The 25,128-nt window shown below is 64.8% G+C and carries 23 protein-coding genes and 1 pseudogene; 20 read left to right on the top strand and 4 right to left on the bottom strand.

All coding sequences use genetic code 11. The annotated features are described in order from the left end of the window. Positions 1-389 precede the first annotated feature (389 nt). From QNO12_RS09025 to QNO12_RS09000, 6 genes are all read left to right on the top strand, one after another. Positions 390-1,853: a vanadium-dependent haloperoxidase gene (locus QNO12_RS09025; protein WP_285177856.1), complete on the top strand. Its 1,464-nt coding sequence runs from the start codon at positions 390-392 to the stop codon at positions 1,851-1,853. 355 nt (positions 1,854-2,208) lie between these two features. Beyond that, positions 2,209-4,287, top strand: coding sequence for an AfsR/SARP family transcriptional regulator (locus QNO12_RS09020; protein ID WP_285177855.1), 2,079 nt, complete (start codon positions 2,209-2,211; stop codon positions 4,285-4,287). Positions 4,288-4,756: 469 nt separating this feature from the next. Beyond that, complete coding sequence (locus QNO12_RS09015; RefSeq protein ID WP_257502581.1) at positions 4,757-5,188, top strand: DUF4062 domain-containing protein; 432 nt, start codon at positions 4,757-4,759, stop codon at positions 5,186-5,188. Positions 5,189-5,271: 83 nt separating this feature from the next. Next, positions 5,272-7,317: an ATP-binding protein gene (locus QNO12_RS09010; protein ID WP_285177854.1), complete on the top strand. Its 2,046-nt coding sequence runs from the start codon at positions 5,272-5,274 to the stop codon at positions 7,315-7,317. A 43-nt stretch (positions 7,318-7,360) separates the two neighbouring features. Beyond that, complete coding sequence (locus tag QNO12_RS09005; RefSeq protein WP_257502583.1) at positions 7,361-8,617, top strand: glycosyltransferase; 1,257 nt, start codon at positions 7,361-7,363, stop codon at positions 8,615-8,617. Positions 8,618-8,815: 198 nt separating this feature from the next. Further along, on the top strand, positions 8,816-9,190 hold the full coding sequence (locus tag QNO12_RS09000; RefSeq protein ID WP_257502584.1) for a PH domain-containing protein: 375 nt from the start codon (positions 8,816-8,818) through the stop codon (positions 9,188-9,190). A gap of 168 nt (positions 9,191-9,358) precedes the next feature. Here the strand turns inward: QNO12_RS09000 and QNO12_RS08995 are convergent, their stop codons facing one another. Continuing rightward, the gene (locus QNO12_RS08995) at positions 9,359-9,796 is read right to left on the bottom strand and encodes an SRPBCC family protein (protein ID WP_257502585.1); all 438 of its coding nucleotides are present in this window, start codon (positions 9,794-9,796) and stop codon (positions 9,359-9,361) included. 473 nt (positions 9,797-10,269) lie between these two features. Between QNO12_RS08995 and QNO12_RS08990 the strand changes: the two genes are divergently transcribed. From QNO12_RS08990 to QNO12_RS08970, 5 genes are all read left to right on the top strand, one after another. After that, entirely contained in the window at positions 10,270-11,211 is a 942-nt protein-coding gene (locus QNO12_RS08990) for a DUF1990 family protein (protein WP_257502586.1), read from the top strand. A 136-nt stretch (positions 11,212-11,347) separates the two neighbouring features. Next, positions 11,348-12,214 carry an AraC family transcriptional regulator gene (locus tag QNO12_RS08985; protein ID WP_257502587.1) on the top strand — a complete coding sequence of 289 codons (867 nt, stop codon included), beginning with the start codon at positions 11,348-11,350 and terminating at the stop codon, positions 12,212-12,214. Between the two features lie 182 nt (positions 12,215-12,396). Next, positions 12,397-12,708, top strand: a complete 312-nt coding sequence (locus QNO12_RS08980; RefSeq protein ID WP_257502588.1) for a hypothetical protein — start codon at positions 12,397-12,399, stop codon at positions 12,706-12,708. Positions 12,709-12,884: 176 nt separating this feature from the next. Next, on the top strand, positions 12,885-13,496 hold the full coding sequence (locus QNO12_RS08975; protein ID WP_257502589.1) for a hypothetical protein: 612 nt from the start codon (positions 12,885-12,887) through the stop codon (positions 13,494-13,496). Between the two features lie 583 nt (positions 13,497-14,079). Next, a complete protein-coding gene (locus tag QNO12_RS08970) occupies positions 14,080-14,214 on the top strand; it encodes a hypothetical protein (RefSeq protein WP_257502645.1) in 135 nt (44 codons plus the stop codon). 63 nt (positions 14,215-14,277) lie between these two features. On the opposite strand, the pseudogene QNO12_RS08965 reads toward QNO12_RS08970, so the two are convergent. Further along, positions 14,278-14,425 (bottom strand): annotated as a pseudogene (locus QNO12_RS08965) (IS30 family transposase); the annotation flags it as partial. 398 nt (positions 14,426-14,823) lie between these two features. On the opposite strand from QNO12_RS08965, the gene QNO12_RS08960 reads away from it, so the two are divergent. From QNO12_RS08960 to QNO12_RS08930, 7 genes are all read left to right on the top strand, one after another. Then, entirely contained in the window at positions 14,824-15,204 is a 381-nt protein-coding gene (locus tag QNO12_RS08960; protein ID WP_257502590.1) for a hypothetical protein, read from the top strand. A 230-nt stretch (positions 15,205-15,434) separates the two neighbouring features. Next, a complete protein-coding gene (gene gad / locus QNO12_RS08955) occupies positions 15,435-16,811 on the top strand; it encodes a glutamate decarboxylase (protein ID WP_257502591.1) in 1,377 nt (458 codons plus the stop codon). 9 nt (positions 16,812-16,820) lie between these two features. Continuing rightward, on the top strand, positions 16,821-18,353 hold the full coding sequence (gene gadC / locus QNO12_RS08950; RefSeq protein WP_257502592.1) for a glutamate/gamma-aminobutyrate antiporter GadC: 1,533 nt from the start codon (positions 16,821-16,823) through the stop codon (positions 18,351-18,353). A gap of 240 nt (positions 18,354-18,593) precedes the next feature. Further along, positions 18,594-19,022 carry a hypothetical protein gene (locus QNO12_RS08945; protein WP_257502593.1) on the top strand — a complete coding sequence of 143 codons (429 nt, stop codon included), beginning with the start codon at positions 18,594-18,596 and terminating at the stop codon, positions 19,020-19,022. Between the two features lie 648 nt (positions 19,023-19,670). Then, positions 19,671-20,180 (top strand): hypothetical protein, encoded by a 510-nt coding sequence (locus QNO12_RS08940; protein WP_257502594.1) that lies wholly within the window; start codon positions 19,671-19,673, stop codon positions 20,178-20,180. Positions 20,181-20,189: 9 nt separating this feature from the next. Next, on the top strand, positions 20,190-20,858 hold the full coding sequence (locus QNO12_RS08935) for a hypothetical protein (protein ID WP_257502595.1): 669 nt from the start codon (positions 20,190-20,192) through the stop codon (positions 20,856-20,858). A gap of 33 nt (positions 20,859-20,891) precedes the next feature. Continuing rightward, on the top strand, positions 20,892-21,200 hold the full coding sequence (locus tag QNO12_RS08930; RefSeq protein ID WP_257502596.1) for a hypothetical protein: 309 nt from the start codon (positions 20,892-20,894) through the stop codon (positions 21,198-21,200). On the opposite strand, the gene QNO12_RS08925 is transcribed toward QNO12_RS08930, so the two are convergent. Both QNO12_RS08925 and QNO12_RS08920 read right to left on the bottom strand, forming a co-directional pair. Further along, the gene (locus QNO12_RS08925; RefSeq protein ID WP_257502597.1) at positions 21,197-21,358 is read right to left on the bottom strand and encodes a hypothetical protein; all 162 of its coding nucleotides are present in this window, start codon (positions 21,356-21,358) and stop codon (positions 21,197-21,199) included. The two genes, QNO12_RS08930 and QNO12_RS08925, sit on opposite strands and share 4 nt — an antisense overlap. Before the next feature lie 94 nt (positions 21,359-21,452). After that, complete coding sequence (locus QNO12_RS08920) at positions 21,453-21,704, bottom strand: hypothetical protein (RefSeq protein WP_257502598.1); 252 nt, start codon at positions 21,702-21,704, stop codon at positions 21,453-21,455. 440 nt (positions 21,705-22,144) lie between these two features. On the opposite strand from QNO12_RS08920, the gene QNO12_RS08915 reads away from it, so the two are divergent. Further along, entirely contained in the window at positions 22,145-24,733 is a 2,589-nt protein-coding gene (locus QNO12_RS08915) for a DUF4062 domain-containing protein (protein ID WP_257502599.1), read from the top strand. A 14-nt stretch (positions 24,734-24,747) separates the two neighbouring features. Next, the gene (locus QNO12_RS08910) at positions 24,748-25,059 is read left to right on the top strand and encodes a helix-turn-helix domain-containing protein (RefSeq protein ID WP_285177850.1); all 312 of its coding nucleotides are present in this window, start codon (positions 24,748-24,750) and stop codon (positions 25,057-25,059) included. Positions 25,060-25,128 lie beyond the last annotated feature (69 nt).

The following is a 25,128-nucleotide window of genomic DNA, read 5'->3' as shown; positions in this document are numbered from 1 at the left end:
CATTCAGCGCGTCGTTCGTGTGTGCTCCGACGCACGCGTGTGCGCCAGCTTGTTCCTCGCGTCTTTCGCCGCATCCGCCCACTTCTCGCGATCCGGAATGAGCGCGGCCGCGGGCGCGTCGATCCGCGAGCACAACTAGATCAGGCGTTCTCTTTGCGTTGGATCGTTCCGCGGAATGCGCATCCCGACCCACGCGCGAAGGCGCATTCGGTTACCCGTCTTCGGCCGGCTCGCGGAACGCGTCGTCCTCGTTCGCCTCGCTCGACGCGAGCCCCGGCACCGACCCAGGCCTCCCGATATGGCCAGGGGGCCCACGGTGGACGACGCGGCCAAGGTCACGCCGGCCTCCGAACTCACGATCACCGCCCGGATAGCCGGTGTGACGATCCGTGAACCTGTCCGAGTCGCCACCGTCGTCGACGAACGATGCGCGAGCGGGCTTCTCATATCGTCAGCCACGCGAGTTCTGCAGAAACGCTGTTGATAACGCGCTGATATCGACGAGTGGCAGAACGGACATCTTACGAACGGGCATGAGCCCGACAACACAGGGAGTTGACATGAGATCTACGACTTCGCGGATGGCCTGGCTGCTCGCACCCGTGCTCGTGACGATTTCTGTGGTCGGCCTGGCGGGTCCAGCGACGGGCGGTCAGGGGCGCGGCGAGACGGGCCCACCGGATGCATCGGTCGCGAATTGGGATGCCGTCGGCACACAGGCGTTCACGGCCGCCGCCCTGTCACCGGCCGAAGGACATACCATCTTCGCGTACGTGGCGATCGCTGTCTACGACTCGGTGATGGCAGTCGAGGGCGGGTACAAGCCGTTCCTCGTGGATGCCGATGCGCCCGACGGAGCCTCGGCGGAGGCGGCGGTGGCGGCGGCTGCGCGGGGCGTCCTCGACCATTACCTGCCGGATCAGTCTGCGTCGATCGTCGAGCCGGCTTACACCGCGGCCCTCGCCGCGATCCCGGACGGGACGGCGGAGAGCGACGGCGTGGCGATCGGTGCCGAGGTGGCGCGCGAACTGATCGCCTTGCGCGCGGACGACGGCTTCCGGGCTCCGGTGACGTACACGCCACCGGACCCGCCCGTTCCGGGGGCGTGGCTGCCGACAGCGCCGACGCCACCGGTCGGCCCATACCTCGGTCTCATGACGCCGTTCGCGCTCGCCTCGGCCGACCAATTCCGGCCGGCCGGTCCACCCGACCTCCGCGGCCGGCGGTGGGCGCGCGACTACAACGAAGTCAAAGAGATCGGTTCGAGCACCAGTACGACGCGAACCGCCGATCAGACCCTGGCGGCCAGGTTCTGGGCGGAACCGCCCGTCCAGCAGGCGCGTGGTTCGTTCCGCAATTTCGTGCTCGACCACGAGCTCGATGTGGTCGGTGCCGCACGCTTCATGGCGATGATCTCGGTGACCTACGCGGACGCGCTGATCGCCTGCTTTGACGCCAAGTACCACTTCGCTTTCTGGCGGCCGATCACGGCTATCCGAGCCGGCGACACCGACGGCAATGCCAGGACGGCAGGCGATCCGTCGTGGTCGACGCTCCTCCCGGCGACGCCGAACCACCCGGAGTACCCGAGCGCACACTCGTGCATCACGCCTGCCGCGGGGTGGGTGATCGCGAGATTCCTGCCCGCTTTGCGGATCGACTTCACGATCCCCAGCGTGACCGGGCTCGGCGATCGTACGTTCGCGCGCCCCGGCGACCTGACGTACGAGGTCAGCAACGCCCGCATTTGGGGCGGCATCCACTTCCGCTCTGCCGTAGACGACGGCGTCGGCATCAGCATGCGGGTGACGTTCTGGGTGCTCGCCCACCACTTCCACCAATCGCACCGCTAGACACCGGGTTCGCTGGCGCTGGCGAGGTGCGAGATTACGCGGCGCGACTCGGCGCCGTCAGAGATGCGCCGCCGGCGCGAACGGGCCGAGGGTGAAGCGTGTCGCGTGAGGGGCGCGGGTGCGCCGGGTCGATGTCCACATGGCGAGGTCGTTTCGTTCGATCGGTGCGCGACGGCTGCTCAGTCAGTGAAGAACACGCCGATATCAGTCGGATAGGGACGCTCGTCGACGCGCTATCACCTGTCTTGACGGATGTTGGCGTCGGGGTCACAGTGGCGTCATGGAGGTGCGCGTTCTGGGAGCGCTAACGCTCGACGACGGCCGGATTCCATTGGGTCGGCGGGATCGTGTGGTGATGGGTGCGCTCACGGTCCGGCTGGGCGCATCCTTGTCGGTCGATTCCCTCGCGGCGGCGCTCTGGGGCGACAGCCCGCCCCCGTCGTGGTCGCATATCGTTCCAGGGTGCATCATGCGGTTGCGCCGGCTTATCGCACCGGCCCAGATTGAAACCACCCCGCACGGGTATCGGCTGATCCCGGAGCACCTCGAGGTCGACGCCGAGCGGTTCGAGCTACTCGTCACGCGGGGCACCGAGCAGCTGGAGCTCGGTGAGCCGGAACGTGCGGCGCACAGGTTCGCGGAGGCGCTCGCACTGTGGCGGGGCGAACCATTCATCGAGCTTCTCGACTGGGAGCCGGCTCAGATTGCGTCCGGTCGCCTGGAGGAGATGCGTCTCGGTATCGAGGAGCTGCTTCTTGACGCACGGCTGCAGGCCGGGGAGATTCAGGAGGTCGCCGCGTCGGCGCGCGGCCGCGTCGCCGAGGCGCCGTTGCGCGAGCGGCGCTGGGTGATGCTTGGCGTGGCGCAGTACCGTCAGGGTCGGCAAGCCGAGGCGCTGGCCACCGTGCGCCGGGCCCGGGCGCTGCTCGCCGCGGAACTCGGACTTGACCCGTGCACGGAGCTCGCCGAGCTGGAGCAGGCGATCCTCACGCAGGATCCCTGCCTTGTTTCCGACCAGGTGTTCCGAGTCGCGAGCCCGGAGTGTCCGTACTTCGGCCTGCCCCCCGCGGGGGCGGGCGACGCCGAACGGTACTTCGGTCGCGAGCAGGAGCTGGCCGGCGCACTGCGAGCGCTCGACGAGCACGGTGTGCTGCTGGTGGCGGGCTCATCGGGCGTCGGCAAGTCCTCTTTCGTCAGGGCCGGAATCGGTGAGCAGTTCCTCGCGCGCGGCATCGAGGTCGCCATCGTGACGCCCGGGGAGCATCCCATCGACGCACTCCGCAAAGTCGGACTCCCGGCCGGAGAATCGCTACTCATCGTCGATCAATGCGAGCAGGCGTTCGCCGCGGACGACCCCGCCGAGGTAAGCGAGTTCTTTAGCTTCCTCTCGCGAATGGCATTCTGTGGGATGCTCGTCGTCGCGATCCGCGCCGACCGTCTCGGGGACCTCGCAGATCACGAAGGGTTCGCGCAGATCATCCAGTCCCACATGCTGATACTCACCGCGCTGAGTCCGGAAGGACTCCGGACCGTGATCGAAAAGCCCGCAGAGCAGGCCGGGCTCATCCTCGAGCCGGGCCTTGTCGAGATCCTCGTCCGCGACGCCAATGGGCGAACCCTTCCACTGCTGTCCCACGCCCTGCGTCAAGTGTGGTCGCGCCGTGAAGGGCGCGTTCTGACCGTCGACGGGTATCGGGCATCCGGTGAGATCGAGGATGCCGTCGCGAAGACCGCGGAAGAAGTGTTCGCCGCGCTCCCGCCGGACGGGGAGCGGCTGCTGCGCGACATCCTGCTCCGTCTAGTCGAGGCCTCGGCGGACGGCGCTGTGATATCTCGTCGGGTCGAGCGCACGCGGATTGCGATCGACGAGGCCCATTCGCAGATCGTCAATCGGCTGGTCGATGCGCGCCTGCTCACGACCGACGAGGAGTCGGTGCAGGTGTCGCACGAAGCACTCGCTCGGGAGTGGCCACGGCTCAAGGGCTGGCTTGCCGATGATGTCGAGGGCCAGCGCATCATGCGACACCTAAGTTCCACGGCCGCCGCCTGGGACGCGATGGGACGACCCGACAGCGAGATCTACCGTGGCGGCCGGCTCGCGACGGCCCAGCACTGGCGGGATGCCGTCGATCCCGCACTCACGGCGGTCGAGCGAGAGTTCCTCGATGCCTCCGCAGCCCATGAGACCGCAGGACTCGCGGGCTCGCAGGCGAAGCTGCAGAAGAAGCGACGGATGGTGCGCGGACTGTCCTGGGTATCCGCCGCCGCAGCCGCGCTCGCGATCGTCGTCACGGCAAGCCTCTCTTCGCGGGGTTCCAGCTCAGCCTCACAGACGAGCTCGCGACGCTCCGGGGGCGCGTCTCCGTGCTCGCACGCTGCTCCTCGCTGTGAAGGCCATCGAACTCAGGGACGAGACGCCCGCCTCAGAGGGTGATGACAGCATCGAAGGCAAAAAAGCAGAAGCTAATCGGCGCGGCGGTCGATCGCGAGGCCGACCGGATTGCCGAGGCGCTGATGAGTGCCTTTTCAGTAGCACCGCGAATAGCCCCGGTCAGAGACGGGCCGGGGCTCTCCTTGATCCTCGTCGGTTCGCGGCCCGCTGCTTAGGTTCCATCGATTTGTCAGGCCCCTGAGCCGTCGGGGTTCTTTCGAGTGCGGCCGCATCCGCCAGGACGCCATCGACCTGGACGGCCTAATCCATCTCGAGGCGAGTGCCCGGGTAGGGATCGCTCAGCGGGCGAATTTCGGTCGTCCTGACCGAATGTGCCCTTTGATGGGACGATCAATGGAGATTCGCCGCGCGCGTGCTTTGGCACGGTGCCTGTTGGTTCTGTCGGAATTGCTAGTGGCGGGGTAACTTGTCCGGCTAGACATCGGCTGAGCCCGGGGCCATACTTTCGGCCATGGGCGGAGGCGCCGGGCTGATACGGACGCCTGATCAGCGTCTGCGTGTGTTCGTCAGCTCAACCTTGCAGGAGTTGGCGCCGGAGCGTCGAGTGATTCGCGAGGTCATTGAACGTCTCGCGCTGTCACCAGTGATGTTCGAGCTCGGCGCTCGGCCTCACCCGCCACGGTCGCTGTATCGCGCCTACCTTGCGCAGTCCGACATCTTCATTGGCGTGTATTGGGAGTCATACGGCTGGGTCGCGCCGGGGGAAGAAGTCTCCGGCCTCGAGGATGAATACAACCTCGCCCCAGATGTTCCCATGCTCATTTACGTCAAACGCAGCGAGCAACGAAACGGTCGCTTGGAGTCTCTGCTCAGACGGATTCGAGAGGATGACCGCGCGTCGTACGTGGCCTTCGACGACGCCGGACAACTGGGCCGTTGCTGACCTCGGACCTTGCAACCCTCCTCGCGGAACGATTCGACGAGAGCAGTCGACGGCGATCGGTTCCCCCGCACGTCGTGGCCGGGGTGGCACTCTCCGAGATCTTGGACCCGCCCACGCCGCTGACACGACTGATTGGCCGCGAGCGGGACATCCAAGAGGCTGTGCGCCTGTTGACCACCGACGGGCGCAGGCTCGTCACGCTCACCGGTCCCGGCGGCATCGGGAAGACCCGCCTTGCCCTAGCCGCCGCCCGCGACCTCGAGACAAGCTTTCCGGACGGCATCGCTTTCGTAGACCTTGCGCCACTTAGAGATCCACGGCTTGTCATCTCGGCGATAGCGAATGCGCTCGGGATCAGGGACACCGGTGAGACGCCCTTGCGAGCGAAGGTGACGCAAGCGCTTCACCACCGTCAGGTATTGCTGCTGCTCGACAATGTGGAGCAGGTCGTCGATGCTGCCGCCGATCTGAGTGCTCTTCTCAACGCCAGTTCCGTCTCCATTCTTGCTACAAGCCGAGTCCTGCTTCGAATCGACGGCGAGCAGAGCGTTCCGCTGGCTCCGCTTGCATCTCCGGCGGCCGTTCAGCTCTTCCTCGAGCGCGCTCGCGCCGTGAAGCCAGAGTTCGAACTCACCGATGACAACGCGGCCGACGTCACCGCGATCGTCACGGCACTGGACAATGTGCCGCTGCCGCTGGAACTGGCGGCTGCCCGCTTACGTGTTCTTACGCCCAAAGTCCTCTTGGAACGGCTGGAGCGGGCGCTACCGCTACTAGTGGATGGCGCGAGAGACCGTCCCGAGCGTCAACGCACACTACGCGCCACGATTGACTGGAGCGCTCAGTTGCTGAGCGACCCAGAGCGGGACCTATTTCTCCGAATGTCAGTGTTTCGCAACGGCTTCTCGCTGGACGCGGCAGAGTGGATGTGCGAACGCTCGGATGCAGGAAGCGCGGTGGATCTGCTCGCTGGACTGGTCGAGAGCAGTCTGCTGCAAGAGCAGGACCGCGAGTCGCGGTCCTGGTTTTCGATGCTTGCGACCGTCCGCGAGTATGCGCGGGACGAACTCGAAAGTGCGGGCGACCTGCCGAAGTGTCGGCAGCGGCACGCTGAGTTCTTCTCGGCACTCGCTGCGCGTGCCGAGCCGCATCTCACCTCTGCTGGACAGAGCGCCTGGATCGCGAGACTGAACGACGAGTTCGAGGACATTCGCGCCGCGGCTGATTACTACCTCGCCGCCGGACAGCACGAGGCTTTTGCGGATCTCGTCTGGCCGCTCTACTGGTTCTTGTGGAGCACCGGACGCATGCGCGAAGCCGAAGCCTGGATAGCGCGGCTCACCGAGGTCGAGGATCAGCTGAGTGACCGCACTCGCTTTAGAGCCAAGATGTTCAACGCGGGGATGACAATCTTGGAGGGACCCGACCCGAGCCGCATTCCCGAACTCGAGGACTGCATCGCATATTTCCAGCGGGAGCATGACCTCCCTGGTGAATTTCTTTCGCAAATCGCCATCGGACTGCTCGAGCTGATGCGGGGTTCCTCCCGACTGGACATCGCCGACCGGCATCTCCAACGCGCCAGAGAGATAGCGGAGACACTCGAAAGCCCCTTCCTAACGTCGATGGCACTGCATATTGCGGGGCAAGTCTTCCTGGCGCGCGGGGACGCGCGCGGGGCAGTAGAGATCTTCGAGGCGAGCCTGCAGGCCGCAAAGGACAGCGGAGAGGTGCTCAGCGAATCGGCGGCGCTATTTCAGCTCGGCTGGGCAATGTTGCTGCAGGGTGAAAACGTCAGCGCCAGCGAATTCTTCGTTCAGCAGATGCGCATCTCGTCGACTGTCGGGCACCAGCAGGGAATTGCCAATGGGCTGGATGGCATGTTCGCAGTTGCCGTCGCCGTCGGCGATTTCGAACGTGCCGGCCGACTGCTGGGCGCGGCGGACGAAGTCCGCGAACGCAAGGGTCTGCTCCCTCCCGCGATGTTGCCGTACCACCAGCGGGTGCTCGCGCAGGTCGAAGGATCACCCGCCAGCGAGGAATTTCAGATCGCCCGCGAGGCCGGTCGCCACGTGGACCTCGTCGAGGTGATTGAGCAAGCACTTGTCTCAGATCGGAGCAGCAGTTGATTTTCCCCGTTCTGATGCTGTCGGGCAGTCAGGGGTATCGACGGTGAGGTACCTGCTCGCGATCTGGGATGGCGGCGGGGCGACGCCGCCGAACCTCGGCGTCGCGCGAATCCTGGTCGAACGCGGCCACGAGGTCGTTGTGTTCGGCGACGCGACGCTCGAGGCGGATGTTGTGGAAACGGGTGCGACCTACCGGACGTGGCCGACCGCACCGCAACGGCGGTCGACCAGGCTCGAGGACGATCTGCTGAAGGACTGGGAGTGCCGCACACCGCTCGGCGCTGCTCGACGGATTCTCGATCGCCTGATCGCCGGACCATCGACGCGCTTTGCCGCCGATGTAACGGCCGCTCTCGATGACGAACAGTTCGACGCGGTGCTCGCGGACGGAATGCTGTTGGGAGCGCTGATTGGTGCCGAGGCGCGCGGTATTCCGGCCGCCACTCTGGTCGGCAGCGTCTACCTGGCGCCGTCGCGTGTTCGGCCGCCGATGGGGCGCATACCACCGGCCCGTGGTGCGATAGGGCGCATGCGCGATCGCATCAGCTTCGCGCTGGTCAACTTGCTTTGGCACGGGGGTATTCGCAGTCTGAACGATGCACGGGCCGAGTACGGACTCGATCCGCTAGCTCACCTGTGGGACCAGTGGGACCGCGCGGACCGCGTACTCATGCTGACGGCGTCAGTGTTCGACGATCCCCCTCCGGACGCACCCAACGTGCGGTACGTCGGGCCCGTTCTCGAAGACATCCCGACCCAGGGCGCCCTCGAGTTACCACCCGGAGATAACCCGCTCATCGTCGTTGGTCTCTCAAGCTCGTACATGGAGCAGTCGGACCTCCTCCGCCGCATCGCCCAAGCGCTATCGCAAATGCCCGTCCGCGGGATCATCACCACTGGGCCGGCAGTCGATCCGTTCGACGTCCCCGCCGCGGACAATGTTCTCGTCGTCCGAGCCGCGGCCCACACCGAACTCATTCCGAAGGCAGACCTCGTCATCACCCATGCGGGTCACGGAACACTGGTCAAGGCGATCGCCGCGGGTGTCCCGGCGCTCTGCATTCCACTCGGCCGCGACCAACCCGACAACGCCGCCCGCGCAAAGCGCCACGGCGTCGCCGTCGTCCTGTCACCGCGTTCGGATGCCGCCACCATCACAAAAGCTATCCGTCAGATGTTGAGCGAGCCTTCATACCGAGCCGCAGCCGACGCGCTCGGCGCGCAGATCCGCGCGGAAATCGCATCGGGTGCTCTCCTCGCTGAACTGGAGAGCCTGCCCGCTGCGCACCATCTTCCGTAACGTCCGGTCGACCAAATCAGGCGGTGACTAATCGTCCCAAGCGGGATCCACATGCGCGACCGAAGCCGTTGCGCTGAGGGATCCGCCTGCGAGCACATGTTTCGGACGCCCGCTAATCACGGGGTCGGCGATCGAGTCCGCTACGCTGACGAAACTGCGCGAGAGTGATCGCGGTCCACCTCACGCAGGAGGCTCCCAATGCCCGAGACCGCAACAATTCTCGCGTGGACATTGCGCAACGAAATTCCGGTGCCCGAAGACATCGCGGCTCTGCTCGTTGAGGGCGAAGGAGTCGCGTCGTTCAAAACCTTTCGCGACTCCGCAACCTTCACCACCAAGCGACTCATCGTCCGCGATGCCCAGGGCATCACCGGCAAGAAGGTCGAAATCTACTCGCTCCCTTACAGCTCCATCAACATGTGGTCCTCCGAGAACGCGGGCCGAATGCTCGACTGCGACGCCGAAATTGAACTGTGGACGCGCGCAGGTCACATCAAGGTGAAGCTCATGAAGGGCGCCGACATCCGTCGCATCGACGGCCTCCTCGCGTGGGCAGTTCTGCAGCCTCACTAACCCGCAGACTCAGCTGAGAACGGAAGATCGCGGATTCACGCCGTCCGCAGATGATCCGCTTTGGCGCTGTTCCTCGCCCTCACCTACCCGCCAGAAGCGCGGTCGAGCTACGCGTTTGCGAGCTCCACTAGCAACGCACTGGCGCCGCCCACTCGCATTCGTGGGGAATCATTTCCTTCGCTCGACGTAGGTCTTCAGGGACTTCATCGTCCGCTCGCTTTCGGCACCCGCCATCCGCAGAAGGATCGGCTGAACCAGCCGAAGCGCCCCGTGGGTCGTCAGTTCTCCGACTCTGGTGAGGTGCGTGCTTGTCTCGGCGGCCTCCATGTCATACCGGATCAGCGCATCGAGGCGGCCGGACGGCTTGCGCTGGTGGAACTGCAGTACCTGATCGGGCACGTCCGCGACGATTTCGCCCCGCATTCGGCCGAGCATGGTCGAGTCTTCGTATGTCAGCCGCGCCCCCACCTCCGGCGTTCGCATTCTCGTTCCGCGGTACACCAGGGAATGTCTGAGCCAGGTCGGATAGGCGTCGAGAGCACGGAGAGCCGAATAGACCTGGTGGGGAGACGCGTTGATATCGATGGTGTTCGTGATCCGGACCATGCGCCCCGTTCTACGCTCTGCCGGGCATCCGCGCCAGCCGGGCACCTCATTGTTCTCGTCGCGTCGACGCCGCCTTGACGCCAGGCGGCCCGCGCCGTGGGGCAACCACCCTGCATGCCTGTGCGACTCAAGCCGGGTGATGGCGCTCGAACCGATCCTCAACTGCCGCTCGCGGATCTCTGATCGAGCGTTGTGTCCGGCACCAACGATTCGCGCATGAGGACCCTGATTCGAGCTGGCGCCGGCGGCAGGATCCCGGGACCATCTGAGGTGCTCAGCGTCCTGCTACGGCCGACCACCAGGCCGGCGCCACATGCGTATCACTGAGACCGACGGGTGGCCCCGGACTCGTCGGCTCATTGTGGGGGGCGCTCAAGAATCTGCCTCTCCAGCCACATCCACGCAACCTCCACGCATGCGCGCAAGTGGGCCGGATACGGGCGGCGAGGTAGGGGACCTGACAGGATCGGGAGATGGCCAGCTCGTTCTCACTCGTGACTCGCGCGAGGCTGCCCGTGGCGGAACTGTTCGATGTGTCGCTGTCCATCGACGAGCACGTGGCGTCTATGGCGAAATCCGGTGAGCGGGCGATCGGGGGTGTGACCCGTGGGTCGATCGCTCTCGGCGAGTCCGTGACGTGGCGCGCGAGGCATTTCGGGATCTGGTTCACGATGACATCGCGGATCACCAGCCTGCAGAGACCGGACCGGTTTGTGGACGAGCAAGTCCGCGGCCCATTTCGCACGTTCCGCCACGAGCACGTCTTCACCGGGGATGGCAACGAGACAGTCATGACCGACACACTGACCATCGGATCGCCGATATTCGGCCGGCTCGCGGAACGCGTCGTCCTCGTTCCCTACCTGCGTCGGCTGATCCAGCAACGCAACCACCACCTGCTCACCGCACTCAACGCGAACGCAGGCACCAACCCAGACCTGCCGACATGGCCAGCGGACGGGTCGACCCACTTCCGACGATCCGAAGTTACTGCGCTGATAGGCCACGGCGATCACGCGTGGGAGCGCGCGAAACGAGACGTCCTGCGTTGGGCGGTGAAGACTCGCAGCGGGTTCGCCGTCGACGACACGCGCAAGGTCACGCCAGGCTCCGAACTGACCGTCACCGCCCGGATAGCTGGCGTGACCGTCCGCGAACCTGTCCGAGTCGAAACCGTCGTCGAGAGCGACACCCGCGTGGGATTCTCCTATCGCACGCGCCCCGGGCACCCCGTGTCCGGCGAGGAAGCGTTCATAGTGCAGCGCGACGAAGGAAAGGTGTCGCTCACCGTGCGGTCACTGACCGCGCCGGGTGACGAGCAGCCGTGGCGATCGTTGTACCCACTGCTCCGCATCGCCCAAATCATCGCCAGGCGCCGGTACCTTCGCGCTCTCCGCCCACCAGTTGAGCACTGAAGGACCCGCATAGGGGTGGGACTCGCGCGTGGATCCGATCGGATCGGACTATCGCAGTCCGATCCGATCGGATCGGACTGCGATAGTAGGGTGCCGATCGAGGTGCTCCGGAAGGGTGGATGCCGAAGGGAGAGCCGTGATCGCTGAACTGAACAGACTCGTCGCTCTGGTCGAGGATCATCTGACAGACGACCTCGATCTGGCGAGCGTGGCGTCCGCACTCGGCACGACCGAGTACCACCTGCGGAGGATGTTCTCGTCGCTGGCCGGGATGTCCCTCTCCGAGTACGTCCGCCGTCGACGCATGACAGTCGCCGCGGCCGAGGTCCTCGGAGAGGACGACTTGCTGAGAATCGCCGTGCGGTACGGGTACGGGTCGACTGAGGCATTCGGTCGCGCGTTCCGCTCGGTGCACGGCGTGAGCCCCGGCGATATCCGTCGACATGGTGGCCCCCTTCGCACACAACCGCAGATCAGGTTCCGCCTGACCGTCGAAGGGATCACCACCATGGATGCTCGCATCACCGACCGACCAGACTTCCGCCTCGTCGGGCACGTCGCCCGCGTGCCTCTCATCCACGAGGGCATCAACCCGCATATCCAGGCGCACATCGCTTCGCTCCCTATCGAGGAGCATGCCCGCCTCAAAGACCTGAGCAGCACCGAACCGGCCGGTCTGCTCCAGGTGAGCGCTGACGTCGACTCTGACTATACGGAGGGCAGCGAACTGACCTACCTGCACGGTGTCGCCGTCACCGACGCCACCCCGGTCCCGGACGACCTTGACACGATCGAGGTTCCGGCCGGCACCTGGGCGGTGTTCCGTACCGGAGGCGACTACCCCGCCGCGCTGCAGTCGGTGTGGGCCGCGACGGCGACGGAGTGGTTTCCGTCCAACCCCTGGCGGCTCCGTCCCGGGCCATCGATCGTCACAGTCCTCGACCGTTCAGACGACTTCAGCACCGCCACGTGCGAACTCTGGCTCCCCGTCGAGCGCGCATAGTTCGTGCCGGGTGCCCACCCTCCTACGCCGCTGACCCGACCAAAGCGTTCAGGTCAGCCACGAATCGGGCGAAGCCGTTCCCGTCGATCGTGCTCAAAGGTTCGCCGAACCAACGGACCCAGATCACATCTACGTCCGCGTCGCTGATCCGCCCGTGATCGATCAGGTGACGGGTCTCAACGGTGGAAGTCACGAACACGCCGGCGGGCCCAGGCCTCGGCGAGAACCTCGACGCGGCGTCTGCGCAGGTAGCGGTAGGAGACGTGATCCAGGTCAGGCAGGACGGCGTCGACCCCTCGGTCCTGCAGCCGGGTCAGGAGTACCTGCTGTACCTGACGCCCAGCATGCTCTCCGGGGAGGAAGCCGCTCACTTCTTCATCACGGGTACGGTCGCAGGGGCATACCTGAGGGAGGGCGATGATTTCAGGCGCGTCGCTGCCGACAGCGGCGACGACCTCCCAGACACGATCGAGATCGCGGGCGCGGAACGCTGACCGCCCCGGCCGGCGGCCTGCGACGGCCGTCACGACCGTCTTACGGGTTTCTGATTGCGCTACCGGGTTCGATCCGGAACACTCGACTCATACAGTTCGCCGGAGTACTTCCTGAAGATGCCCCTGACCCGCGCCGTGCTGCGGGCGGGCGGTTGTCCGATCTGCCATTCCCACTTGTGGAACTTTCCGCACAACCGACGATTGAAGACACGAACGCCCCGGCAATCACTGAGATTACGGGTTTCGAGGGGCAATCTCACCTCGCGGTGAGTCTCTCGTACACGCTCTGGCGCAATCCCGACGACCGCGCCGATCCCGTCAATCTCAAAGACCTTGACCCGGTCGAGCAGGAAGCCGTTGACGATGTCCCACCGTGGCCGCGGCCATCGTGGCTGATCGAGTACGTCGAGATGATGCGCTATCCCCAATTGTGGGAAGCGGTGCGAACGAGCTGGAACAGCGACGTTTCGGAGCACACCACCCTGGCCCAGCAACTCGTCGACCACACGAACTACATCCTCATGAATCAGTTCCGCAAGGAACTCGGGCTCGCGCCCGGGCCGACCGAGAACGGGCCATGGCAAGTGGGACCGTCTTCTGTCAACACCGCGGTCACGCTTGATATCGACGGCAAAGACGTTCCGGCCTTCGAGATCGACACGGACCCCTTCGTCTATGCAATCGGCGCCCACGTCCGAAATGACGTCGTTGTCACCGTCGTGATCGCGCGCGAGCATCTCCCATACGTGCGCGTGACGCTGCGCACGCAGAGCGCGGCAACGGCCTAACCTGGCCCCCCTCCCCCGGATCCACTCGCGGGAATCCGCGAACCCATCGTTCACCGCGCGCAGACGACCGGCCTTCGCGTGGCCCGTGCGATGAGGCCACTACCGAACCATGAGTTCTGAGAACGTCATTGGCGACCAGTTCGGTGAGCTCGCGGCGCGTGGTTTGTGCGGCCGCCGAGCGGCCTTGGGAGGAATAGGGTGCCGCGGCGGATGCGGAGGTCGCGGACGGGGGGTTCGGAGGTCCGCCTGAAGCGCCGGCTCCAAATGCGACGACCGTGCCGCGCAAGTCACGAAAGAGACCGGAGGCTGGAGGAAGCGCGATGCGTGCCGTCAAGAGGGTGGATCGGGCGAAACGTGTCACCGTCGTCTCCATAGAGCCATCCAGCCCGACTGATCGTAGAACCGATTCTGCTCATACATCGAGCCGACGACCGCACCGGTCTGGCCGCAGATTGCCTCCATGAGCCACGCCTATGAGTTGCCGCCGACATCGGCTCCGCCGCGCTCGACCGACCCCCTGTCAGGGCAGTGACGTCCGCATGGTCGTAGGGTGGGTCGGTTCGTGCGGGCGTACGGTGGGATCATGTGGAGCCTGATCGCGCTGTTGTTGCTCGCGTGCCTCGGCGTGGCGGCCTTCATCGTGGGAACGGTCGTTCTCGTCGTGTTCCTCGTCCGCATGTATTCGCGTAGACGCGAGAACCCGACGCAGGGCATCTGAGCGATTTCCCTCTCCGCCACGGTGCTCGTGCTCGTTCACGCTGCTCCGTCCGCGATTTCGAGGAGTGTTTTCGTTGATGCCACGTTGCCACGGCGACTTCGGGTCACAGAAGAAGGATCTCGATCCCGCTGTCGATGCGGACTTTCTCCCAGTCCCGCATCTCGGGTCCCTGATCCCAGGTCAACGCGACCCGCAGCTGCTCGGGAAGCTGGGGATGAGAATGGGCAGACGACCCATTTGACCCCGGTGCGGTCGTCAAGCCAGCGATCGCGATCAGAGACACCACAAGCACGATCAGGCCACCGACCATCATCACGATGCGAAGGGCCTAGCCATCTCGCGCGGTGCTCTCAGGGTCAACCATGGATGAAGTGTGGTCGCGGCATCCGATCCACGCAAGCAATACCGGCGCACCCGCGACGCTCCGAGCCGCGCCAACGCGAATCGACGCCTTCGATGTCCAGAGGCTGGTTTCGTGTCTACCGGCTTGCCGCCCGCTGCCTCGCCACCGTCATGCGGACGTTGGTCGACCGCCTGTGGTCCGCCTCCCACTAGATTCGCGTGGTGGGTACTCTTCGTGGCGCAGCGTTGACGCTTATCGTCCTCGTGTTGCCGGCCGCGCTGACCGGCTGTTCTATCGATTCGGTGATCTGGGGGTGGGACGGCGCCCGCGTCATCCAGATAACTGAGGAAATCGTCGACGCCATGGCCGACCGCAATCCGACTGATCTCATCTGTGCGGACTCGGCAGCGGAGCTCGGAGAACCGACCGATTGGCTCGGCCTGTCGGCGGGCGAGCCCGAGCGCTTCTTCGCAGACCATTGGGACGAGCAGGTGCCGCTGGACCCTCAGTGGAACATCAACCTCGAGGGCCTGCCCGAGGGTCTGACACCCGGCTCCACCTTCCCCGGTGACGTGTTCTACAGAGAGACCGACGACGGCCTTTGCGTGATCGACATCGCATGGTCAACCCTCGTGACCGAGGGCTGAGTTCCGTCCGTATTGCGGGCTGAGAGTGCCTCCTTTGGAGCTCTCCGCCACGGCTGCGACCCGCGCCGCGGCAGCGACTGCAGGCCGTTTCACCGTGGGCCTTATGCCTCTGCTGCAAGCACATGCGCAGGTTTACGGTCGGGCTGAGGGCGAGGCGGAGTGAAACTCGCGCCGCCTCATTCTCCTCGGTGACCCACTCAGGCAATTCACGGGACGAACGGGAGAGAACGATGAACGCACCTCAGACTGACGGTGGCTTGACTCCGCAGTTTGCCCGCCCAGGAGAGGCGACGGTCGCTGCACGCCACGTCATCCCACAGCAGGAGTCCTTGCCGTCCACGGCCAAGCAGATCGTCGATGACGAGACGATGCTCGACGGCAACTCCCGGCTCAACCTCGCCACCTTCGTCGGCACGTGGATGGACGATGACGCCAAACAGGTGTACGAGGCATCCTTCGACAAGAACATGATCGACAAGGACGAGTACCCGCAGACCGCGGCGATCGAGGACAACTGCTGGCACATGCTGGCGAACCTGTGGAACGCGCCGGACGCGTCCCAGAGCATCGGCACGTCCACGATCGGCTCGTCGGAAGCCTGCATGCTGGGCGGACTGGCCTTCAAGCGGCGCTGGCAGCAGTCCCGCCGCGTCGCCGGCAAAGACACCTCCAAGCCGAACCTCGTGATGTCGTCCGCGGTGCAGGTGTGCTGGGAGAAGTTCTGCAACTACTTCGACGTCGAACCCCGCTTCGTGCCGATCAGCCTCGAGCACAAGACCCTCGACGGGTACGACCTGGAGAAGTACGTCGACGAGAACACGATCGGCGTCGTGGCGATCATGGGAGTCACCTACACCGGCATGTACGAACCGGTCGCCGAGATCGCCAAGGCGCTCGATGAGATCCAGGCCAAGACCGGCCTCGACATCCCGATCCACGTGGACGGCGCGTCCGGCGCGATGATCGCCCCGTTCCTGCAGCCGGACCTGATGTGGGACTTCCGTCTCGAGCGGGTGCACTCCATCAGCACGTCCGGTCACAAGTACGGATTGGTGTACCCCGGACTCGGCTGGGTCGTGTGGCGCCACACGCAGTGGCTGCCCGAGGACCTCGTGTTCCAGGTGAGCTACCTCGGCGGGCAGATGCCGACGTTCGCCCTGAACTTCTCCCGCCCGGGTGCGCAGGTGCTGCTGCAGTACTACATGTTCCTCCGCCTCGGCTTCGAGGGTTACCGCGCCGTGCAGCAGGCCTCGCAGGACGTCGCGAAATACCTCGCAGAAGGCATCGCCAAGATCGGTGCGTTCGAGCTGTGGAACGACGGCAGCGACATCCCCGTCTTCGCGTGGTACCTGAAGGACGGGCACACCACGAATTGGAATCTCTACCATCTGCAGGATCGGCTGCGGATGAAGGGCTGGCTCGTGCCTGCCTATCCCATGCCCGACGACTTGAGCGACCTGACGGTGCAGCGCATCGTGGTCCGCAACGGCCTCAGCATGGACCTGGCCGCCGAACTGCTCGAGAGCATCGAGACCGAGACCGCGTACCTCGACGCGCTCGAGTCGGCCATGCCCGTCGAGGGTCAGCACCCGGCCTTCCACCACTGAGGCAACGACGTGTCCAGCACATCAAAGCCGACACCGGATGCCGCGGCCCAGGCCGCGTCAAATCATCCGCTCACATCCAGCAAGCTGGTCACGAACTACCTCGGGGTCGGCCAGCTGGCATTGCTGACGCTGGTGGTGGTGGCGAGTCTGCGCTCCCTTCCCGCTATGGCTGTGTACGGCCTGGGCAGCGTGACGCTGTACATCATCCCCGCCGTCCTGTTCCTCATCCCCACCGCACTCGTTGCCGCCGAGCTCGCCACCGGGTGGAAAGGTGGGGTATACGTCTGGGTACGGGAAGCGTTCGGTAACCGCTGGGGCTTCACGGCGGTCTGGCTCCAATGGATCCAGAACGTGGTCTGGTATCCCACGCAGATCGCCTTCATCGCCGCGGCCCTGGCATTCGTGTTCGTGGACCCGTCGCTGGCGAACTCCGGGTTGTTCACCGCGATCGTGATCCTGGTGCTGTACTGGGGATCGACGCTCATCACCCTGCGCGGCGGCAACCTCTTCGCCAAACTCGGATCGTGGGGAGGCATCCTCGGCACGCTTCTCCCGGCCGTGCTGCTCATCATCTTCGGCTTCATCTGGCTCGGCACCGGGCAGAAGAGCGAGGTCCCGCTGGATGCCTCGGCGATCATCCCACCGTTCACCGGCATCGCGTCCATCGTGCTGATCGTCTCCAACGTGCTCGCGTACGCGGGCATGGAGGTGAACGCCGTGCACGTCAACCAGATGAAGGACCCCGGCAAGGGGTACCCGCGGTCGGTTCTGCTGGCGTCCATCCTCATCCTCGTCGTGTTCATCCTGCCGACGATCGCGATCTCGATCGCCGTCCCGGAAAAGGAGCTGGGGCTCACCAACGGCATCATGCTCGCCTTCCAGGCCTACTTCGACAAGTGGGATCTCGGATGGGGAACCGCGGTGGTGTCCGCGCTGATCGCAGCGGGCGCCCTCGCCTCCGTCATCACGTGGATCGCAGGTCCCTCCAAGGGCCTGCTCGCTGCCGCCGAGACGGGGCTGCTGCCGCCGGCCCTGCAGAAGCGCAACAAGGCGGGCGTCCAGTCCGGAATCCTCATGCTGCAGGGGACGATCGTGACGATCCTTGCGGCGATCTTCATCGTGGTGCCCAACGTGAGCGCAGCGTTCGTCGCCCTCGTCGACATGGCCGCGGCGATCTACCTCATCATGTACATGCTCATGTTCGCCGCCGCGATCGTCCTGCGTCGCAAGGAGCCGAACGTCAAGCGCACCTACCGGGTACCTGCGATGAACCTCGTGGCCGGCGTCGGATTCGTCGGGTGCCTCGCGGCATTCATCCTCGCCTTCATCCCGCCCACCGGATTCACGGCGTTCTCGCCCGCGGTGTACCCGTGGATCGTGGGGCTGGTGATCATCGGGCTGGGCGCGCCGCCGCTGATCTTCTACGCGATGCGACGACCGAGTTGGGACCGCCGAGCGCCCGCCGACAAGGCGCTGCACGCCACCCACGATGAGGACGAGGCCAGCGCCGCACGTAGCCCTCGTGCGCCCTCCCCGCCGTGATGCTCCGGCCGACGGGCAACCGCGGGTCTGTCCGATAAGCCAGGAACGGCGGGAGCAGTGCGGGGCCTCGGCCCCACAGCAGCAGCAGCAGCAGACCACCTGACCATAGGGCCCACGACGACGAGCACCGTTACCCCCGGCGTGGCAGGCGACGCGAATTCGGCGCGAGGCCTTCCGTCCTGGTTGCGTTCAGCCACCGGCGTGCGCACAGCGGAACTGGCGCCTGGGTACACTCCAGGCGTGCGGATACGCCCGATGGACCTCGTGGACGTCTTGGCGTATCTCGTAGTGCTGGGACTGTTCATACAGCTGTTCCCGCAGGTGATCTCCGAATCGTTCCTTGTCGCTCTACTCACCTCCGTCGTGCTGAAGGTAGTTCTCGAGCTCGTTCTGTGGGTCAAGAAGCGGATCGTGTCTCGGATCCGTGGAGCGCAACGCCGATCGATCCGCATCCTCAACGTGGCTGTCCTTCTCCTGGTTCTCCCGGGAAGCAAGCTCATTGTTCTTGAGCTCATCGACTTTCTGTTCGGGGGCGCTGTGCACCTCGGCGGGTTCTTCCAGGTGAGCGCGCTGATCGTGGCGCTGCTGCTGGCCCGGGGCGGAATCCGGCGGCTGATCGCAGACCCCGCCGGGCCGGCCGGTGGCGATGATGAATCTAGCGTGCGCTGAGGGACCGACTTGCGAGCGTCAATGGCTCTACCCGGGTTGCCTTCCGCTTGAAGAGCTTGCCCCAGCAGAGTGTGCGAGCTGAACCGTACCGATCAGGGCTACTGCTGCACCCGCGAGCAGCAGCAGCCACGATTCGGGGTTCCATCCGCCGACACCTGTCTCGTCCACGATGACGGCGTGGTTGTACATCGCAGCGGCGCCAGCGCCGACGACCAGTACGCTCAACAGGATCACGCCGGCCGCCAACCCGGCCTTCATCGTCGCCCGAGGCGTGCTTCGGAACGGATTGCCGACTGGCGCCGATCGGATACCGAAGTGATGGGTTCTGTGTGCGTCACGATGCCTCTCCCCCGTCATCCTGTCACCGTATGAAGCAGATCGCGTGGCGTGATCAGTCAACGTGCGGTCAGCCGCGGAGCGCCCGGAGGTATCTGCGGCGCGCGACAGCCCGCGCGATCAAGAGTGCGGGATAGAGCAACCGCCAGCGGAGACTGTCTTCGCTGAGCGTGGAGCGGTGTATCACCAAGTGCAGACGCGCACTCTTTGCGTTAGGAGCACACGCGGCTTCCCCGGATGCAGTTCAGTGTGCTTTCGCGAGGTCGTCCAAAGACGGTCTCGCCCGAATAGAGGTTCAGAACGAAGGTCGTCATGAACACCATCCGCACCGAGGGCTTCGGGTCCATCGAGCTTCTGCGCGCGTCGCTCTCCCTGGGGGTGTCGCCGGGGGATCTGGCGTCCATCATCGTGGACGAAGCCGAGCGCACGATCGCCGAGGCGGGCGGCAGCCGCCACCGCGCGATCGGTCTCGGGCTCAGGCGCATGCAGCGAAATCACCTTCTGACCGAGGCCGACGTGAAGAGGCTGGACCAGGTGAGTCTCGTCGTCTTCCACGTCGAGGCGGACAAACAGTCGCCCGAGAAGGCCGCTGCCGTCATCGAGGGGCTCTACCGCGAGTCCCTTGACGATCCCACCGCGAGCGAGCTCGGCTCCACGATGGTCGGATCGACGTATTCCGCGCGCAACAGCACGGTGGCTCCGGCAATGGGCCTGTTCGGGATGCTGATCGGCGCGCTCCTGACAGGAGGCTCCGGCGGCATGCTGATCGGCGGACTCGTGGGCTGGGGTGTCGGCAAGGTCTGCGGCGACGAAGAGGATTGAGGTAGGGAAATGGCAATACTCAGGCTCGAATCGATCACGTGCCTCGGCCAGGCCGAGACATTTACGGACGAGCTGTATGTCACGTTCAACGGAACGAAGCGATCGTTGCCCAACATGACCAAGGGCCAGACCAGGTCCCTGAGCGACGAGTTCGAGTTCGACGGGGAGCGTGAGCTCAGTCTTTTCGAGAACGACGGTGACCATTGGTACGACCGGGACGACTTCATCGGTAAGCAGATGATCAGCCCGTCGCCGGCCGACCTCACGCTCCAGTTCAGCGGCAGCGGAAACGCGGGCGGCGCGCGCTACTCCCTGAGCGTGAGCGTCGACCCGCCGCCGCAGTCGGCCATCCTGCGCTTGCGATCAATCACCTGCAACCAGCAGGCCGAGACGTTCACCGACGAGCTCTACGTGACGTTCAACGGCGTGAAACGATCCCTGCCGAACATGACGCAGGGTCAGACGAAGGACCTTCGCGACGAATTCGTGTTCAACGGCGCGCGCGAGCTCACCCTGTTCGAGAACGACGGTGATCACTGGTACGACCGGGACGACTTCATCGCCAAGCACACCATCACCACCGCGCCCAGGGAGTCGACGGTGGGTTTCGTGGCTTCGGGAGGCAATGCCGAGAAGGCTGACTACTCGTTGAGCCTCAGCGTCACTCCCGTTCCGTGACCGCTCGTCGGTCGTGAGAGAAGGAGGGGTGTCATGCCGGTGAGGGAGAAGTTCGTGCGTTCAGGGGAATGGCGAACGCTCGAGACCTTTTGGAATGTGACCACCACGGCGTGGTTTCAGAAGCCCGAGGGTGCCGAACTGAAGATCCGGTACTCGGGGTGGTGGTTCGGTGCAGATCGACAGCGTCAGCGGCTCGATGGAAGCACCGTGAGGCGCCTGGTGGTCAGTCGCTGGTCGGTGTTCACGGCGCGGCTGCAGATTCGGGTGCAGAGCGACGGCACCGTCCTCTACGTCGTCGAGCCGGGCAACGTCGCGAATCTCCCGCCCGAGATCTCGTTCTAGCGCGACGTGGTCCGCTCAACGACCGGCGTCGGTCGCTTGTACTGGTTGATGACCTGGTCGTACTGGTCGTAGGACTTGTGATTCACCATCTGGCGGATGATCGCCTCGATGAGGTCGAGCACATCCCACCACTGGCGGCGTTCGCCGAGGCGCGACATCGCAAGAGTGCACGCTCACCGCGCGACTGACGCGCATCGCCCGCAAAGGGATCCCTCCTTGCAGAGAGGACGGAACGAGGTGCTCGAGCGGTGATCAGGCTGACTGGTCGCTTGTGTCCTCGACGAGGGTGGTGAGCTCGAGGATCCGCGCTTCGAGGGCACGCAGGAGTGGTTCGCGTCTGGCCGTCTTCAGCAGTTCGCTGATGTAAGACTGCGCAAGTCCTGTGGCGACGAGGCCGGCGTAGCTGCTGTCTTCGATTTCGATGACGAGGTGACTGATGGCGTCGACGTCGTCGGCGACCATTGCGCGGAGAAGTCGTGTCGCGAGAAGATCTGGTCCGTCCATGTCTGTTCGCTCCCTTCGCTGCGGAATTCTAGGAATCGTTCTGGCATTGCTCAAGGGTGTCTACACCCCTGATGCGCGAGGGGTTTCCTCGTTCGGTTAGCGCTCGCATCTGAATCGTGCTCAAGAAGCGATTGCGGAGACATCGACCAGACTTCGCCTTCGCGGTCATCTCGGCGGGCACTTTGATCGCTCGCCGGCAATTCGGCCCGCAGGAGGACCCATTTCGCGCGACATAGCCAACCTTGAAAGCGCCTACTTCCGGGCCGGCAGCGGCTGTGCGTCCTGTCAATCTCGTTCGCGACCCTGCGCCCGAGCACATGGGCACCGGATTGGCGTCAGGCGCTTGGCCTGCTACGAGGCCGTGGTTTGCTCATGCCCAAGTCCGAAGGGATACCCGACGTTCCCTGGACACACCGGTGAGCGAGGAGCATACTTCGGCCATGGTCCGGGGCGCCGGCGTCATCAGAACACCCGATCAGCGCCTGCGTGCCTTCGTCAGCTCTACGCTGAGCGAGCTGGCACCGGAGCGCCGCGTCGTTCGTTCGGTTGTCGAGCGCCTGGCGCTCACCCCAGTGATGTTCGAGCTTGGTGCGCGGCCGCATCCGCCACGATCCCTCTATCGCGCCTATCTCGAGCAGTCGGACATTTTCGTCGGCCTCTATTGGGAGTCGTACGGCTGGGTGGCGCCGGGTGAACAAGTCTCAGGGCTCGAGGACGAATACAACCTAGCGCCAGACATTCCCATGCTCATCTACGTGAAGCGGTCCACGAATCGACAGGGTCGCCTCGAGAAATTGCTCGATCGGATCCGCAACGACGACAGAGTCTCGTATGTAGCGTTCGACACTTCCGAGGATCTCGCTGCGCTGGTTACCGGAGACATCGCGATCCTGCTTGCAGAGCGATTCGCCGACCGACGCCGCGAATCAACCGACCCGCAGTCGGCACCTAAGGGTCCGCTTGCCGCGGATGCCCGTCCGCCGACGCCGCTAACTCGGCTGGTCGGCCGTGGGGACGACGTGCAGCGGTACAGTGACATGTTGCGGTCTGGTGCACGGCGGCTCGTCACGCTCACGGGGCCGGGTGGCATCGGTAAGACCCGCCTCGCCCTCGCTGTGGCCCGAGAAGTGGAGGGGTCATTCGCAGAGGGAATCTGCTTCGTTGACCTCGCGCCAATACGCGATCCGGCCCTCGTGATGTCCGCAATCGCCGCGGCGCTGGGTGTACGAGACACGGGTGAGGCCCCGCTCCGCCAGAGGATCGTACACGCTGTTGGGCAACGACGCATGCTTATAGTGCTGGACAACTTTGAACAGGTCATCGACGCCGCGGGCGAGCTCAGGTTCCTCCTGGATGGCACGGGAGTATCGCTACTCGTGACATCACGCATCTTGCTCCACGTTCACGGCGAGCAGGCGGTCACTGTCGCACCCATCGATTCTCCGGCAGGGATAGAGCTCTTTGTTGATCGGGCCCGCGCGGTCAAACCTGACTTCGCGCTCACAAGTTCCAACGCTGAGGACATCGCTACGGTGATCGCCGCTCTGGATAATGTGCCGCTCGCAATCGAACTTGCAGCCGCCCGCATTCTTATCCTGCCCCCCAGCGAGTTGGTCAGGCGGCTCGACAAGACTCTGCCAATTCTCGTGCGGGGTGATCGAGGACAACCCGACCGTCACCGAACTCTGCGGGCCACGATCGATTGGAGCACGGAACTCCTGACCGACACTGAGCGGGCCTTGTTCCGACGGCTGGGTGTGTTCCGCGGAAGCTTCGCACTCGACGCGGTGGAGTGGATGTGTCTCGACTTGCCTGACGCCGTGGCCATTGATCTGCTGTCGGCTTTGGTCGACGGCAGCCTGGTGCAGGCCAGGCAGGACACTGGCCGCGCGTCGTTCACGATGCTAGCCACGCTCAGGGAGTACGCACGGGAAGAACTTCAGCAGACGGGCGACTTGCAAGCGTGCCAGCAGCGGCACGCGGCCTTCTACTCGCAGCTCGCGGTGCAGGCTGAAACGGAGCTCGTCGGCGCTGACCAGCACACCTGGATTGCGCGGCTGCGGGCCGAGTACGAGGACGTTCGTGCCGCGATCGAGTTCTACCTGCGAGCCCAGCAAGCACGTGAAGTCGTCGCGATCGTGTGGCCGCTGAACTGGTTCTGGTGGGCGTCGGGACGGGTCGCAGACCTTGAGCGATGGATGAGCGCCGTCGCCGACGCGCCCTACGACGTGGACGAACGCACCCGCCACATCGCTGAGTTCTACCTGACCTCCGGTTCGATCTGGATTGCGCCGGATCCCAGCCGCATCCCAGACTTCGAGCGGCTACTCACCTATTTCGTCCGAGCGAAGGACGTCTATGGGGAGATCTTCCTGCGCACCTCGCTTGCACTCCTGCAGATGGTGAGGAACTCTCCCGACCTTGACGAGGCTGAGCAGCACCTCCGACGAGCGCAGCAGATCGCAGACCAGACGCGGAGCAGCTTCCTCACATCGATGACACTGATGATTCGCGGGCGAGCAGCCCTCGTCCGGGGTTCTCTCTCAGAAGCCGCAATACTGTTCAACAACAGCCTGCAGGTTTCGCAGACCAGCGGAGACGCGCTGAGCCAGTCCGGTGCCCTCCAGTCGCTTGGATGGCTGCGTGTCGTCGGCGGTGATCTCGCCAGTGCAAGCGACTACTTCAAGAGGGCGCTAGCAATTTCCTCCAATGCCGGGCACGAGGAAGGAATGGCTCTTGGTCTCGAGAGCTTCTTCGCCATCACTGCCTTGAGTGGCGACATTCAACGCGCAGGTACCTACCTCGGCGCCGCCGAGAACATTCGCGCGCGTCGAGGCATCGACGGACCCTCGATCCTCTCCTCCCACCAGCACGTCCTTGCCCAACTCGAAGCATCCCCCGCCGCCGAAACCCTCAACGCCAGCCGAGAGGCAGGCAGGCTCGCCGACATCGACACCATCGTCCACGCCGCACTGACCGACGCAGCAGTCATCTCCGACCCAGATCCCTCGCACGCCAAGCATGAGTAGTCCTGCGTCCTCGCGTGGCGCACCAATCCGTTTCTCAAGCATCTGCGTACGGCCTGACCGAGCGAGAACGCGAGGTCGTTGAGCTCGTCCTGACGGGCCACTCCACCAACGAGATCGCCACGGAACTGTTCGTCTCACCGCTCACGGTTCAAAACCACCTGCACAACGTGTTCGAGAAGACCGGAGTGCGCAGCCGGCGTGACCTGGTGGCGAAGATCTACTTCACGCACTACGAGCCGCGATTTCGCGACAACGAGCAGCGAGTGCTCCGCGACGAACCAGTCCGGGGCGGCCCCATCGGCGGATGGGGCGCGGGAACTCAGTGACGCGCGGACTTGCTTCAGCTTTGGCGCGAGTTGCCACCCATCGATACGTGCGCGGCCACTTGGCGGTCC

This window comes from Microbacterium sp. zg-B185 (genome assembly GCF_030246885.1).
GTDB lineage: Bacteria > Actinomycetota > Actinomycetes > Actinomycetales > Microbacteriaceae > Microbacterium.
This window is presented reverse-complemented; position numbering and strand designations above follow the sequence as displayed.